Raw genomic sequence first — 12,482 nt, forward strand, 5'->3', positions numbered from 1 at the left:
CCTGAATACATTCAGGGCGCACACCTTGGTGTGGCCATTGGTATTAGCTGCCCGAAGACAGCCCTGTTCTTCCCCTGGAGCACCTTGCCCAATGGAGGCAGGTTGCTGCGCGGCCAGCCAGGTACTTAACGCCGCGACTCGGGAACTACGCCATCAACGATGGCGTATTCGCGCAGTATGATTGCAAAAGATTCCCCTTCACTTGAGGGAATTCCGAACAGCATACGCCGTGGAATCCACCGACTTGCCCGAGGCTTTTGTTCGGGCCGACTCTTCCCCTGGGGCACCCCGCTCGATGAGGAGGGTTGCCACACGGCCAGCCAGGTACTTAGCGCCGTGATTCTATGAGCTTGTTGTCCAGACTAATCCCACGCTCCGACAATTTAGCTCGTTCAATGACAGGCCATAGTTCCCGCCGCCTATTCAGGCCAGCGCCCGGCTTCGGTGCAGATGCAGAATCTGTTTCCCTGGCTGTCGGTGATAACAGTGAAGGCGGGAGCATTGTCGGCCTGCGCGTTGACGCCCGAAGCTTCCAGAGCAGCCAGGATCGGCTGGCTCTCTGAGTCAGGGACCCAAACATCCAGGTGCAGGCGGTTGTCGTTGGGTGTATCAGTTCCTTGGAACCATATGGCCGGGCCTCGGCGGTTGGGATCTGCAAGGCTGCCGTCGGTGAGGAACTTGTATCCGAGTCCCGCAGCCCACTGCGAGGCGATGGCCTCAGGATTGTCGGTGTCGATGCAAACCTCCACGACGCCGACAAGGTCTGTCCGCGCTGTGGCACCCAGGGCATTCGCCCGTTCGGAAATCTTGCTTGCCAAAGCAATGTCTCGCGCGGTGATCTGCCCACCGACATCATGCGAGGTTGTAGTGACAAAGATCAGGTTGTAACGCCAATCGACATCCGGGTGGTGGTTGTCCATTTCGGCGGCTCCTGCGATGTCGCTGAAGAGCTCGATGGCTTCCGCCGATCCCTTCGTTTCATAAACCGCGGCAATAGCGCCTGGAACCTCCCGCCAGTCCGGCAGGTCTTTGAGGTAGACGTTCAGCGCTTCTTGTGTGATCACATCATTAGACGGCATGAGTGGACTCCTTTCACCATCAGAGTCTCAGCATCAAGGGTTATCGTTCAACAGTTTAAAAGCAATTCGTAGGTTTCATATTTTGCAGTGCATCCGAGGTTGCGCCAATTTCCACAACTCCCCTAGCAAACCAATCGAATGGACGATTTATCAGCACGCAAGCTTTCCTCGAGAAATCACCTAAGGACAACGATTTTTCACAGATTGCACAACAAGAACACCGCAAAATGGAATGTATAGCAATTCTTTGATCTCCGCAGAGCAGAGTCGTGAAACAACCAATTTGGTTTAGGTTATAGCTGTACAACCGGGCGAAGCATCTCCGCTACCCAGCCCCGTTGCATTCGTCAGTTATCCTTCAAAAGCAAATCTCTTCGCCGACTCCTCTACAACACAAACTGCACCTCCATTGTCCCAACTTAGACGTTGTCGTTGCGCACCGTTTCCCTGCCTCTGCCAGAAAGTAAGATATGTCTGCACAAAATCGAAATCACCGTAGAAATCCAGTTTCGGGCCAGCAAATTGGAGCAGTGAAGAAACAATCTCCGCCGCGTCCAGCAGGCGTCCAGTCAAGCTGTCAAAGTGGGGCCCTGCAAGTCCGGACTTCGCCGCCTGCCACAGGCTGAGGTTCAACAACTCCTCGTGTGGCACAAAAACCTGCTGGTGATTTTCCAAGATCGTATCGGCGATTGCTCTCACAAGAAGTGCAAAAGCTACTGATTCGCCAGCAGTCATTTGCGAATCAGCAACACGGACTTCAACAGTTGGATGATGTTCGGATAGCCGCACCGCCCATCCAATATGCCCGCTGTCCAAGAGAGCCGCTGAAGCGAGAAGATCATGGCGATGAGTTCTGTAGTCGCCGACATTTGCAAAAAACGGAGGAATCCCGATAACCGACCACCGACGATAATGCACCGTGCGCCATGATTCAAATCCTGACAACTGGCCGTCCCACAGTGGAGAATTGGCGGTTATTGCGGCCAACTTAGGCAACCATATCCTTAAACCATTCATCACCCTAATTCCAGCTAAATCATCAGGTATCCCTAGATGAATATGGAGCCCATTAATATAGTGTTCGCGGACTATTCCTGGAACAAAATGGTGGATCTGATCATACCTACCAGAATCGGTCACCGTTATCTGAGTTGGAAGCATTACTGGTGTCCCAACTGCAAGCAGCAGATAGCCGACCTTGCGACAGACTGCATCGATTTTCTGCCGGCGTTCCACTAGTGCTTCAAGCGCATCACCCCGACGCAGAAACACGTCTGTGACCACTTCAAGTTGGCACTCCAACAGTTCAGTTTGAACGCTCGTTCCAAGAACGTGCATCGCCGACAGTTCACGCCGAAGCGATGCAGGGATTGGCGTCGGAAGGTAGCTCTCCCTATCTACGAAAAAGTACTCTTCCTCAAGGCCGAACGTTCGCTCCATTGAAGTCCTTACAATTTGGCGCCCAATTATTTAGGCAGGGCTCAGTTGCTCTTGCATTTCAACTCTCCAGACAGCAGCATCGATTGCCGCCGCTTAGTTCGACATCCCACAGATCTCAAGTGCTAGTAATTGGCCGGTGGATCCGAAGCTGGAAATGACTCCGCCTCTTGCTCGCGAAGAAGCTCTTCCTCGGTTAGGGGATTGTTGCTCGTGTTTGGCAAGTGACCCGTTGCCTCCCTAGCGGAGGATTGTTCGTTGATCTCTGGTGAAGGTTCTTTGCTCATTACGACTCATTCCTTTCGGGTTGTCTCCAACTCACAAGATTGACTCCAATTCAGTTCATGCGAAACGTGCCCGCAGACTCTGTTCAACCAGCTCCCTGGGCGAGCAGCGCGCTCTGCATGCCTTGGACGGTACAGATTCGAAATCAAGGACAAAACTGATTCTCATCGTTCTTCAAGCTTGGGCTTCCTAGAGCATGACAATGAGCCACATCCTTGCGAATACCGGAAGACAACTATCCAGAACAGCGAGAAAACATGAGCCCTGTTGCTTTGTACAAGAAACACCTAGAATGCCGGACGACACTGTCATGCGACCCGCATTATTTAAGACTCATTCGATAGCCTCGAGTAATACAATTTCGCTTTTGACATGCTCTCTCTTGTCGAAAGACGATGCTCAGACATTGAAGAGTAATTCTTGTGCATACCGAATTCTTCGGAATTTGGCCGACTGTGGAGCCTATAAACAGTTCCGAAAGGAAAGAGCGTGTGAGTTCCCTCAACGCTCTTCCCTTGCACTTCCCAGATTTCTAAGCTGATTGGACACTCTGCGGCCATGTCAATTCAGTGACGATTCTGGTTTTTCTGTCTTTGACATACCGTGGCTGAACGAAATTTTCCGAAGGTTGCGAACAAGTGGAGGTAGACCCATGCCCGGACGATACGCAAGAAGCAACACAGCACAGAGGGTAGCCCAACTATTAGGAACACGCGAGGGTCGCGAGTACCTATGCCAATACAATTGGCGCCCCGGGATGCCCATTGTCATGGCTGCTGAACATGAACTGCTCGACGATGTAATGGGTCTTGTTTCCTTGCATGGACAGCCGGTACTCGTTGCGATGCTGGAACAGCGATCCGGAAAGCTCATGTTCATACATGTGTCCGAGCCAAACGAGAATCTCTACTGCGTAGATTTGTTTGCCCCTGGCTATCGCATTGACGATTTCATCCGGGATGTAGCAGTAGGCGGCGGAATGACTTTTCGCATCAAGTACTGGAAGCACAGTGCTGTCGCCCACTTCATTCCAGAGCTTCGTATCCCCGATGATCTTGTGCGTACGAGCTACCATCGAACACTAGTCAACTAGCAAGCGCTTCGTGGCGGATTCTGCGCCCCCAGACTCCGCCACGAAGCCTTCGTGTCGTGTGCCGTACGCACCGCACCATTACGCTGATGCAGCAAGGCAAAGAGCGACCTACGCGAGTGAAACGGCAACCTCTGTCCCTATGGAAGATCAACGATGTCAGGACCTGTTGCTCACTTTGATTCTTTGCTCTCCGGGGTTGTCAACGGAAAGAGCACCCGAACTGTATCGGTGAGGTTCGGCCCGTCCTGCAAGCCCAGAAACCTCCAGACTCGCGTTCTAGCAAAGGCTAAGGAGATTCCATGCGAACCATTTTCGATGCAGATGTTTCGAACTCCACGCTGAAAGACGTTATTTCAGAAGGGCAGAATAAAAAGCGTCGAATGATGAGCATGGTGACTCTTGCCTTCGTTGCCTGCTTGATCGTTGCAGCACTCTGCGGCCTTTTCGACCGCGAATCGACGAAAACGCATGGGATCTCCGGTCAAAGAGTCGAAGTTGACTATCAAAGCATTGCTAGAGCAGGTAATGAGGTTGAACTCGAAATTCGGGTCTCGTCCGAAAAGCCGCTTTCCAAAGAACTAACGGTGCAGCTGTCCGAAGAATACTTGAAGTTCTTCGAGGATCTTGCAGTCTTTCCCGACCCTGACTCACAGACCGCTAATGGTGACGGGGCATTGTCCTTCACTATTTCGGTGCCAAATGATGCGACCAAGACGGTCGTTCGCGTAACTGGGCGAGCCTCCGACCAATGGGATATCTACACTCCAGGAACTCTCCAAGTTCAGTCAGGCTCGGCGAAACACAATATTTCAATCGCCACATGGAGGATCCCATAATGGAAATAGTCATCAGAGCAGCCATCGCTTTTGTTGTTCTCTGGCTAGTGACACGGGCCGCCGGACGGTCGACCCTCGGAGAACTCAGTTCCTTTGAGCTAGTGCTCTTCGTAGTCCTCGGTGATTTGGTGCAGCAGGGAATCACCATGGAGGATCGCTCTCTCACCGGAAATCTCCTGGCCGTACTCACCATGATTTCGATGGCAGTGCTTCTTGCCTACTTCAATGTATTGTGGCCAAAGCTCGGAAAGCTGACCCAGGGCCGCCCAATCGTCTTGATCAGAGACGGACAGCTTGATCGCAAAGCGCTGCATCACGAACGCATCGGCCTAGACGAGCTGAGCATGCTCGCCCGGCAAGCTGGAATTGAAGAATATAGCTCAATTCGCCTTGCAATTCTGGAAGCCAACGGCAAAGTATCATTTTTCACCCATGAAGCGGAAACAACATCATGAGTGTGGAACCCGAGGGAAAGCTCAAACGGAAAATCACCGGGCCGCTGCTGTATCTCTTCATCCTCGGCGATGTTTTGGGCGCCGGAATATACGCGTTGGTCGGCGAGATCGCAGCAGAATCCGGTGGGGCCATCTGGGCTCCCTTGTTCGTCGCCTTAGTGCTGTCGATGCTCACTGCGGCCTCCTACGCAGAACTCGTCAGTAAATATCCCAAGGCTGGCGGAACGGCAATTTTCGCAGAGCGCGCCTTCAGATCGCCGCTTGTCTCGTTCCTGGTTGGCTTCTGCATGCTTGCTGCTGGAGTTACCAGTGCGGCAGGTCTGAGCATTGCCTTCGCCGGTGATTATCTCTCCACGTTTTTCGATGCACCCACCATTGTGGTGGCGTTGGCCTTTTTAGCTTTGGTGGCGCTGCTCAATGCGCGCGGCATCAAGGAATCTGTACAGGCGAACGTGGCCATGACATCCGTAGAGCTCACCGGCCTGCTGCTGGTGATTGTCGCGGCGGCCCTGTTCGTGGGAACAGGCAACGGAGAGGTCTCGCGGCTGGGAGATTTTCCCGAAGATGCCACGCCGGCCTCTGCGATCCTGGCTGGATCTCTGCTGGCCTACTACTCCTTCGTTGGTTTTGAAGTCTCGGCCAACGTTGCCGAAGAAGTGATTGATACTCCGCGGATTTATCCCCGGGCATTATTCGCCGCTTTGCTCACCGCTGGCATCATCTACCTTCTGCTCGGTGTCCTTTCATCCATTGCAATAGATACGAATGATCTTGCCGGCTCTTCCAGCCCGCTCCTTGATGTTGTCGCCGCAACGGGTTTTGCGGTGCCCGACTGGCTCTTCAGCCTTGTCGCTTTGATAGCAGTGGCCAACGGCGCGTTGTTGACGATGATCATGTCCAGCAGGCTGGCGTACGGAATGGCCGAACAGGGCCTGTTGCCTGCGGCGCTGGGAAGGGTGCTCCCCAAGCGGGGCACCCCGTGGGTTGCCATTCTCGCTACGACCCTTGTGGCCATGGCGCTGACGCTCACCGGAGATCTCGCAACGCTGGCAAAGACCGTGGTCCTGTTGCTGCTGTTTGTCTTCTTCAGCACCAACCTCGCGGCGATAGTTTTACGCAGGGACAAGGTGAAGCACCAGCACTTCAAGGTGGCGCCGCCCATCCCCTATCTGGGGTTGGCTTCCTGTCTTCTGCTGATGTCGCAGCAGGACGCGGGAATCTGGCTCCGTGCAGGCCTGCTCATCGTCATAGGCGTGCTTCTGTACGTTGGTACGCGCTTTTTCTCCACGGCGCGCCACCGGCGGTCAATTATGCGATGACCGGCTCGCAGCTGCTTCACGCGCAGGCCAGGCGAGGTGCTCAACTACGCTCCTGCGATCCTGCGCTCCAGATCGACATATTTCTGCAGGAGGTCCAGACCTTCGGCGTTGTCCTCTTCCCGCAGTCCTGACATCATCGATTCAAGCTGCTTATCGCTCGCTCGCGGAGGCAGCAACGGCGTATTCGGATCGGTATGCACCTCCAGCACCACCGGACGGCGTTCTGACAACGCTAAGCGCCATAAATCCTCCAGATCTTCGCCAGGCTGGACCTCAATGCCGGCGAGGCCCAACATCTTTGCGTACTGGGCATATGAAAAGTGCGGCAGCTGCTGGCTCTGTTGAAAGCGCGGGTCCCCTTCGGTTTCACGTTGCTCCCAGCTCACCTCAGCAAGATCCTTGTTCGCCAACACGCAGACTACGAACCGAGGATCTTCCCACTGCCGCCATCGATCCGCCACGGTGATCAGCTCCGCAATTCCAGACATCTGCATTCCGCCGTCGCCGGCCAAGACAATGGCCGGTCGATCCGGATGCAGCAGCTTGGCGGCCAGCCCATAGGGTACGCCGGCACCCATGCTGGCTAAAGTGCTACACAGGTGCGCCGAAGCTTTGGGCGGCACCGACAGCTGCCGGGCATACCAATACACACAGCTGCCAACATCCAGGGCAATCTGCGCTTGTTCGGGCAATTGCGCTGACAATTCTGCAACCAGCGCCTCCGGGTTAACGCCGTTCATGGGCACCGCTGCCCGTTCTCGACGCAGCTGATGCCAGTTCGCCACGTGGTGCTGAACTTGTTCGCGCCAAGCCCTTCGATGCCCTGGTGCCCCAGCCAAATTTGCCCGCAGTTCCCGCAGGGTGGCAGCCGCTTCTCCTGCCAAACCGACCTCGATCGGATAGCGGTTTCCTAGGCGCGAGGCGGAAATATCGATCTGCACTGCCCGTGCCTGGCCCGGCGGCGGGTAAAACTCCGTCCATGGATCGTTCGAGCCGATGATCAGCAGGGCATCGCATTCGTTGAGCACTGCCGCGCTTGCCGTCGTCCCCAGATGGCCCATCACTCCGGCGGACATCGGCGATGATTCATCGATGTACGGCTTTCCCAGAAGGCTCGTCACCACTGCGGCATCCACATGGCGGGCCAGCCGTTCTACTTCTTCTTGCGCATGCCGTGCCCCCTGCCCGACAAGAAAGGCTATTCGCCTAGACGAGTCCAAGAGCGCGGCGGCTTCCTTGATCTCAGGGTCGGAAGGAATTGTACGCGGGGGCTGCCACTGCGCGGCCGTCGGCATTTGGGCATGGGTTCCGTCGGGCTCATCCATGCCCATCTGCTGCACGTCATGCGGAACGATGACGACCGCCGGCCCAGACTTCGCCAAGGCGCTTCGGATGGCCCTGTCCATCACGGGGCGCAGTTGGACAGGTGTGGCAACTTCTTCCCGGTAACAGGCTACGTCAGCGAAGAGCGCTTCCAGATCAATTTCCTGTTGGTAGTCGCTGCCCAGCGCAGGTCTGTTCTGTTGTCCAACAATTGCCAGTACAGGCACTGAATCCAGTTTTGCATCGTAGAGCGCATTGAGCAGATGAACAGCTCCCGGTCCCTGGGTGCTGACCACGACGCCCAAGTCGGCGGCGGGCTTCCGGGCTTCCAAGCCAAACTGCCCCACGGAAAACTTGCTGTGGGCTACTGCCATGAAGCCTGCCGCTTCTTCATGACGTGCCTGGACAAAAGGAATACCGCCGCGTCTGACAGCCGAGAGAAAGGTGTTAATCCCATCGCCGCTATAGCCGAATATCCGTGATACTCCCCAGTCTTTGAGGCGAGAGACCATGTGGTCGGAGACGAGCAACGCCATGTCAAGCTCCTATTCTGTGTCCGGCGATTCACGGCGGTCGGGAGAACCGGCGCCGCGTTCAGCATCGATTCCCGGATCATCTTCCGAGTCGACGTCATAGATGCTGCGCTGTTCATCGAGCGGTTCCAATTGCAAGGTTTCGGGATTCAAGCCCAGCGGATCCCTGTCGTTCTCCTCAAGAACCGCTGAGCCGCCGCGCAATGGGTCATCTGTTTCAAGGGATCGCACGTCATCTGACGTGCCTTCGCCGGGCTGGCTGTCCCGGCCGTCCAATGGTTCGTCTTCATCCCTGTCGCGGCGGACATTCTCAAATTCTTCATTGTTCAGGCTCATCTTGGACTCTCCTATTCGCTTCCCACTGCTCAGATTCAATCGAGGACTTGGCCGTTTGCCGTGAATAGTTCTGCAACCACCTCCTTGGTCTTTCGCAGCTTTTGCCGGTACTGGCTTTCGAGAAATTTCAGCGTCACGTCCTCGAACTTTTCATCCTCTGAGGCCAATGCGTCGCAAGCCAGCACCACTCTGAGATTGGCGGCGAAGGCATCCGTCGCGGTTGCAGAAACACATGTTTCCGATGAGACTCCGGCCAGAATCAGCGAGCTGACCCTGTGGCGCAGCAGCACGGTGAGCATTTCGGTGTTCCAGAAAGCGCTGTCTCGCCGCTTGACCACTTCGATGCTGCCTTCCAAGTCAAGCTCTTCCAGGTTCGCCGCCTGCTCGGTGTTTTCAAACAGGTACCCTTGGCCGTCTTCGAGCATTTTCAGCGTCCACGTGGACTTGTCCTTTTTATGCACCGTGCGCACATTGATGACAGGAATGGCTGTCGCGCGGGCGGCTCCGATCAGCCAGTTGCAATTGGCTACCAAGCGTTTTCGCTCCCGTGCCAGGGCTGGAGTTTCAAAGAATCCTTCCTGGAGGTCGATGAGCACCAACGCCGGAAAGCGCAGAAGACCCGGGTCAGGCATGATTCAGCTGATCCCAGAACAGTGCTCGCAGCAGTAGGCAGCGCCGCCGGCATAGACCGGATGGCCGATGATCGTGCAATCGCAGTGGGCGCAGCGCTCTGCCAAGTCATGGATGGCGCATTCAAAACTGTCGTACTTTCCTGCACGCCCGTCATAGGCCAATTCCAGTGGCCGCTCGGTTTCATTGCCACAGGTGCTACAGGTTGCCATTGTCGTTCTCCTTTGCTCAGCGGTGGATCAATAGCAGGTCAGTCGTCTTCCTCGTCGTATTGGTCTTCAAGCGAGGCATCCAATTCAGGGTCGGCGTCTTGCACCGGCTTAGTGGTCGACGAATCCTCCTGCGCATATTTGGTGTCTCCGGGTTCTGGATCTTCACCCGCCGGCCATGTGTCTTCCACAATGGTTCCGTCAGGGTCCTTGATGCGCTCGGCCGCATTGCTGATGGCTTCTTTAGCTTTATCTAGAAAGCCCATGATCATTCCTTCCGAAGAGTTCTGGTGAGTCGTTTCATCCTTCTTCTTCCACGTAACAGTGCTTTCTTTAAGACGTACACGGTTAAGAGCCAGCTTTAAGGTTTCCCGGCCTCAAGCCTTGAAGGAGGCTGGCAATCCTTGTTTCTTTTTGTCCCCTCGACCAGCGTGGAAATTGTCCCAACCACAACAATTCGAAAGGAGCAGAACCATGGCTACAGCACGTGAACTGATGACTTCACCAGCAAAATGCGTCAATGAGCAGGACTCGATCCAGCTCGCCGCACAGCTGATGAAGGACCTCGACGTTGGCATGTTGCCGATCTGCGGCAAGGACAACCGTCTGGCCGGAACCATCACCGACCGGGATATCGTGCTCAACTGCGTGGCTGACGGAGTGGTCACTTCAAGCACCAAGGTGGCTGACTACGCCCAAGGCAAGCCAGTGACCATCGGCGCCGACGATTCCATCGAAGAAGCCATCAGCACCATGCAACAGCACCAGGTGCGCCGGCTGCCTGTCATCGACGGGCACAAGCTCGTGGGGATGTTGGCCCAGGCCGATATTGCCAGGTACTCAGATGAGAACGACACTGGCCATCTGGTCTCCGGCGTATCTGAACCTTAGGAGCCGGGATCCAGCACGATGCATAACTTCATAAAAAAACTTTGGCTGTCACCGGCAACGGTGACAGCCAAAGTTCTTGATGCGCAGGCCGGAAACTTCCTTAGCAGCTGGTTCATCGGCCTCCGGCATCGGTACCGCCGCGGCGATGGTCCAAGCTGCTCCGTCCACGGATCATCCGGTACAGCCCAAAGAGGAAGACTAGTCCAGCCCAGCCGACGACAATCCAGAAGGGGCCTGCCGTACTCTCAGATGAGATTGTCAACGCCAGGACAGCGAAAACGATCGCAACGACGGCACCGATGAGAACTAGCCACAAGCCCGGCCTCCTGCGCGGGGCCGGAGTGTTTTCGTAAGTCATGTTTTCCCTCGCTTAGTTATCCTGCGTCGAATCTCTCTTCGTCCTCATCGGGTACGTGGCCGCCATGGCGATCGTATTCTCCCTGCCGGGCTACGTCTTCGCCTTCGGCTTGTTCATGCGCAGCCTCGGACTGGTCAGGTTCCGTAGTCCGCGCCGTTTCGTCATGCTTCTTTCGATCGCCCATGTTGTCCTGGCTCCTTTCGTTTTCGGTACTGCGCCTATGAGTTGCGCAATGCGTCAATGAGCTCGTTCTTGTTCATTCTGGATCTTCCGTTGATTCCGATTTCTTTGGCCCGCTCCAAGAGCTCGTGCTTGCTCCAGTCTTCGTAGCTGCCGGCTTTGCCTCCGCGCTTTCCAACCTTGGATCGGCCGTCGCGCGCGGCGGCGTTGGCGATCCGGGCCGACTTCTGCTTGGAGTTGCCTTCTTCGCGAAGCTCCTCATAGAGTTCTTCGTCCTTGATGCGGTTGTCTGTCTTTTTGGCCATGGTGCCTCCTCCACAACGATGTGCTGCTGGTTCGATGCCACCCACGGTAGCGAGAGCCGCTACAGGTTGACAGCACACCGTCAACCTTTGCGCGAAGACTCAGACTTCGGCGCTAGCACAACTTGCATCGAAGCTCCGGAAACTGGAATCCCACCGAACATTGACTGGAGGAAAGCTCGTGAACGTGGCCTCAGAGTGTTGATCTGCTCAGGATCGTCGAAGACTGGCACCATCTTGCTTCCCCGCACTGTCTGTGCGGATTTTCAGCACCCCGCAGCGATATGGAAGGAATCCCATGCTTGATCATCCAAAGAATGAATCGTCGTCCACCGATCGCGCTGGGAAGGAGCGCATCAGTCCTCCCAAGCAGCAGCAGCCCGAACCTGGCCTCGACGCGGAGATGACCCCCTTGGCAGACCACGGCGAAAGCAGCTACGAAGGGCGTGGAAGGCTGGAAGGCAAACGCGCGTTAATCACCGGAGGCGACTCGGGAATCGGCGCCGCCGTGGCAATTGCCTTCGCCCGCGAAGGCGCCGACGTGGCCCTGGCGCATCTGCCTGTTGAGGACCGGGATGCGGAGAATATCGAATCGGTTCTCGAAAATGCGGGAGTCCAGGTTCATCGCTTCCCCGGTGATCTCCGCGATCGAGGGTACCGCGACGGGTTGGTCGATGAGGCCGCAGCTGCCCTAGGCGGACTGGATATCCTCGTCAATAATGCGGGAAAGCAAATTTCCGTTGAGTCATTGGACGAACTTCCAGATTCACAGGTTGAAGCGACGTTCGACGTGAATATCTTTGCCATGTTTGCCCTGAGCCGTGCCGCGCTCAAGGTGATAGGCCAGGGCGGTTCGATCATCAACACGACGTCGATCCAGGCTTTCGAACCCTCGGCACACCTGATGGACTACGCAGCGACGAAAGCCGCCATCAGCAATTTCACCAAAGCCCTGGCTGAACAGGCTGCGCCCCGCGGTATCCGAGTCAACGCCGTGGCACCTGGGCCAATTTGGACCCCGTTGCAGCCTTCTGAAGGACAGCCGATTGAAGCTCTGCCCAAATTCGGGCATGACACTTGGCTTGGACGGGCCGGGCAGCCTGTAGAAGTCGCCCCGGCGTACGTGTTCTTGGCCAGCGACGAAGCCAGCTACGTGGTCGGCTCTACTGTGCACGTCAATGGCGGCAAGAACCAGCCATAGGCTGAAGGCCAGTGT

17 protein-coding genes and 2 riboswitches are annotated in these 12,482 nt (G+C 55.8%); of the genes, 5 read left to right on the forward strand and 12 right to left on the reverse strand.

Annotated features, from left to right (window positions below):
• Nucleotides 1-34 precede the first annotated feature (34 nt).
• Nucleotides 35-146: riboswitch (SAM riboswitch) on the reverse strand.
• Nucleotides 147-235: 89 nt separating this feature from the next.
• Nucleotides 236-350, reverse strand: a riboswitch (SAM riboswitch).
• 69 nt (nt 351-419) lie between these two features.
• The 4 genes from AUR04nite_RS02750 to AUR04nite_RS17830 all read right to left on the reverse strand — a co-directional run bounded on the left by AUR04nite_RS02750 (nt 420) and on the right by AUR04nite_RS17830 (nt 3,876).
• Nucleotides 420-1,079: a 4a-hydroxytetrahydrobiopterin dehydratase gene (locus AUR04nite_RS02750; RefSeq protein ID WP_141361688.1), complete on the reverse strand. Its 660-nt coding sequence runs from the start codon at nt 1,077-1,079 to the stop codon at nt 420-422.
• Between the two features lie 351 nt (nt 1,080-1,430).
• Nucleotides 1,431-2,519, reverse strand: coding sequence for a carboxylate-amine ligase (locus AUR04nite_RS02755; RefSeq protein WP_141361690.1), 1,089 nt, complete (start codon nt 2,517-2,519; stop codon nt 1,431-1,433).
• A gap of 122 nt (nt 2,520-2,641) precedes the next feature.
• Nucleotides 2,642-2,803, reverse strand: a complete 162-nt coding sequence (locus AUR04nite_RS17825; protein ID WP_170184059.1) for a hypothetical protein — start codon at nt 2,801-2,803, stop codon at nt 2,642-2,644.
• Nucleotides 2,804-3,531: 728 nt separating this feature from the next.
• Nucleotides 3,532-3,876, reverse strand: coding sequence for a hypothetical protein (locus AUR04nite_RS17830; RefSeq protein WP_170184060.1), 345 nt, complete (start codon nt 3,874-3,876; stop codon nt 3,532-3,534).
• A gap of 317 nt (nt 3,877-4,193) precedes the next feature.
• Between AUR04nite_RS17830 and AUR04nite_RS02765 the strand changes: the two genes are divergently transcribed.
• The 3 genes from AUR04nite_RS02765 to AUR04nite_RS02775 are packed head-to-tail and all read left to right on the forward strand — an operon-like array spanning nt 4,194 to nt 6,504.
• On the forward strand, nt 4,194-4,730 hold the full coding sequence (locus AUR04nite_RS02765; protein ID WP_141361694.1) for a hypothetical protein: 537 nt from the start codon (nt 4,194-4,196) through the stop codon (nt 4,728-4,730).
• Nucleotides 4,730-5,185: a DUF421 domain-containing protein gene (locus AUR04nite_RS02770; protein ID WP_141361696.1), complete on the forward strand. Its 456-nt coding sequence runs from the start codon at nt 4,730-4,732 to the stop codon at nt 5,183-5,185. The genes AUR04nite_RS02765 and AUR04nite_RS02770 overlap by 1 nt, the downstream gene beginning before the upstream one ends.
• Nucleotides 5,182-6,504, forward strand: a complete 1,323-nt coding sequence (locus AUR04nite_RS02775) for an APC family permease (RefSeq protein WP_141361698.1) — start codon at nt 5,182-5,184, stop codon at nt 6,502-6,504. Before AUR04nite_RS02770 ends, AUR04nite_RS02775 begins: the two co-directional genes overlap by 4 nt.
• 44 nt (nt 6,505-6,548) lie before the next feature.
• Here the strand turns inward: AUR04nite_RS02775 and AUR04nite_RS02780 are convergent, their stop codons facing one another.
• From AUR04nite_RS02780 to AUR04nite_RS02800, 5 genes are read right to left on the reverse strand one after another with little or no spacing between them, the layout of a single operon-like run.
• A complete protein-coding gene (locus AUR04nite_RS02780) occupies nt 6,549-8,363 on the reverse strand; it encodes a thiamine pyrophosphate-requiring protein (RefSeq protein ID WP_141361700.1) in 1,815 nt (604 codons plus the stop codon).
• 9 nt (nt 8,364-8,372) lie between these two features.
• Nucleotides 8,373-8,696 carry a hypothetical protein gene (locus AUR04nite_RS02785; protein WP_141361702.1) on the reverse strand — a complete coding sequence of 108 codons (324 nt, stop codon included), beginning with the start codon at nt 8,694-8,696 and terminating at the stop codon, nt 8,373-8,375.
• 35 nt (nt 8,697-8,731) lie between these two features.
• Nucleotides 8,732-9,292: a cysteine hydrolase family protein gene (locus AUR04nite_RS02790; protein WP_246055325.1), complete on the reverse strand. Its 561-nt coding sequence runs from the start codon at nt 9,290-9,292 to the stop codon at nt 8,732-8,734.
• A gap of 39 nt (nt 9,293-9,331) precedes the next feature.
• On the reverse strand, nt 9,332-9,538 hold the full coding sequence (locus AUR04nite_RS02795; protein WP_141361706.1) for a hypothetical protein: 207 nt from the start codon (nt 9,536-9,538) through the stop codon (nt 9,332-9,334).
• A gap of 38 nt (nt 9,539-9,576) precedes the next feature.
• A complete protein-coding gene (locus AUR04nite_RS02800; RefSeq protein ID WP_141361708.1) occupies nt 9,577-9,801 on the reverse strand; it encodes a hypothetical protein in 225 nt (74 codons plus the stop codon).
• A 208-nt stretch (nt 9,802-10,009) separates the two neighbouring features.
• Between AUR04nite_RS02800 and AUR04nite_RS02805 the strand changes: the two genes are divergently transcribed.
• Nucleotides 10,010-10,426: a CBS domain-containing protein gene (locus tag AUR04nite_RS02805; protein WP_141361709.1), complete on the forward strand. Its 417-nt coding sequence runs from the start codon at nt 10,010-10,012 to the stop codon at nt 10,424-10,426.
• 112 nt (nt 10,427-10,538) lie between these two features.
• Here AUR04nite_RS02805 and AUR04nite_RS02810 read toward each other — a convergent pair whose 3' ends face one another.
• Genes AUR04nite_RS02810 through AUR04nite_RS02815 form a run of 3 tightly spaced genes read right to left on the reverse strand, consistent with a single transcriptional unit; the run spans nt 10,539 to nt 11,269 of the window.
• Nucleotides 10,539-10,784 carry a hypothetical protein gene (locus AUR04nite_RS02810; RefSeq protein WP_141361712.1) on the reverse strand — a complete coding sequence of 82 codons (246 nt, stop codon included), beginning with the start codon at nt 10,782-10,784 and terminating at the stop codon, nt 10,539-10,541.
• A gap of 16 nt (nt 10,785-10,800) precedes the next feature.
• Entirely contained in the window at nt 10,801-10,968 is a 168-nt protein-coding gene (locus AUR04nite_RS17835; protein WP_170184061.1) for a hypothetical protein, read from the reverse strand.
• 34 nt (nt 10,969-11,002) lie between these two features.
• Nucleotides 11,003-11,269 carry a Rho termination factor N-terminal domain-containing protein gene (locus AUR04nite_RS02815; protein WP_141361714.1) on the reverse strand — a complete coding sequence of 89 codons (267 nt, stop codon included), beginning with the start codon at nt 11,267-11,269 and terminating at the stop codon, nt 11,003-11,005.
• Nucleotides 11,270-11,564: 295 nt separating this feature from the next.
• On the opposite strand from AUR04nite_RS02815, the gene AUR04nite_RS02820 reads away from it, so the two are divergent.
• A complete protein-coding gene (locus AUR04nite_RS02820; protein WP_141361716.1) occupies nt 11,565-12,467 on the forward strand; it encodes an SDR family oxidoreductase in 903 nt (300 codons plus the stop codon).
• The last annotated feature ends 15 nt before the right edge of the window (nt 12,468-12,482 follow it).

Source organism: Glutamicibacter uratoxydans, assembly GCF_006539925.1.
GTDB classification, from domain to species: Bacteria; Actinomycetota; Actinomycetes; order Actinomycetales; family Micrococcaceae; genus Glutamicibacter; species Glutamicibacter uratoxydans.

Coding starts and splice junctions, on each gene's coding strand:
- AUR04nite_RS02750 (WP_141361688.1), bottom strand. CDS start 1,079: ATGCCGTCTAATGATGTGATCACACAAGAAGCGCTGAACGTCTACCTC.
- AUR04nite_RS02755 (WP_141361690.1), bottom strand. CDS start 2,519: ATGGAGCGAACGTTCGGCCTTGAGGAAGAGTACTTTTTCGTAGATAGG.
- AUR04nite_RS17825 (WP_170184059.1), bottom strand. CDS start 2,803: ATGAGCAAAGAACCTTCACCAGAGATCAACGAACAATCCTCCGCTAGG.
- AUR04nite_RS17830 (WP_170184060.1), bottom strand. CDS start 3,876: ATGGTAGCTCGTACGCACAAGATCATCGGGGATACGAAGCTCTGGAAT.
- AUR04nite_RS02765 (WP_141361694.1), top strand. CDS start 4,194: ATGCGAACCATTTTCGATGCAGATGTTTCGAACTCCACGCTGAAAGAC.
- AUR04nite_RS02770 (WP_141361696.1), top strand. CDS start 4,730: ATGGAAATAGTCATCAGAGCAGCCATCGCTTTTGTTGTTCTCTGGCTA.
- AUR04nite_RS02775 (WP_141361698.1), top strand. CDS start 5,182: ATGAGTGTGGAACCCGAGGGAAAGCTCAAACGGAAAATCACCGGGCCG.
- AUR04nite_RS02780 (WP_141361700.1), bottom strand. CDS start 8,363: ATGGCGTTGCTCGTCTCCGACCACATGGTCTCTCGCCTCAAAGACTGG.
- AUR04nite_RS02785 (WP_141361702.1), bottom strand. CDS start 8,696: ATGAGCCTGAACAATGAAGAATTTGAGAATGTCCGCCGCGACAGGGAT.
- AUR04nite_RS02795 (WP_141361706.1), bottom strand. CDS start 9,538: ATGGCAACCTGTAGCACCTGTGGCAATGAAACCGAGCGGCCACTGGAA.
- AUR04nite_RS02800 (WP_141361708.1), bottom strand. CDS start 9,801: ATGGGCTTTCTAGATAAAGCTAAAGAAGCCATCAGCAATGCGGCCGAG.
- AUR04nite_RS02805 (WP_141361709.1), top strand. CDS start 10,010: ATGGCTACAGCACGTGAACTGATGACTTCACCAGCAAAATGCGTCAAT.
- AUR04nite_RS02810 (WP_141361712.1), bottom strand. CDS start 10,784: ATGACTTACGAAAACACTCCGGCCCCGCGCAGGAGGCCGGGCTTGTGG.
- AUR04nite_RS17835 (WP_170184061.1), bottom strand. CDS start 10,968: ATGGGCGATCGAAAGAAGCATGACGAAACGGCGCGGACTACGGAACCT.
- AUR04nite_RS02815 (WP_141361714.1), bottom strand. CDS start 11,269: ATGGCCAAAAAGACAGACAACCGCATCAAGGACGAAGAACTCTATGAG.
- AUR04nite_RS02820 (WP_141361716.1), top strand. CDS start 11,565: ATGCTTGATCATCCAAAGAATGAATCGTCGTCCACCGATCGCGCTGGG.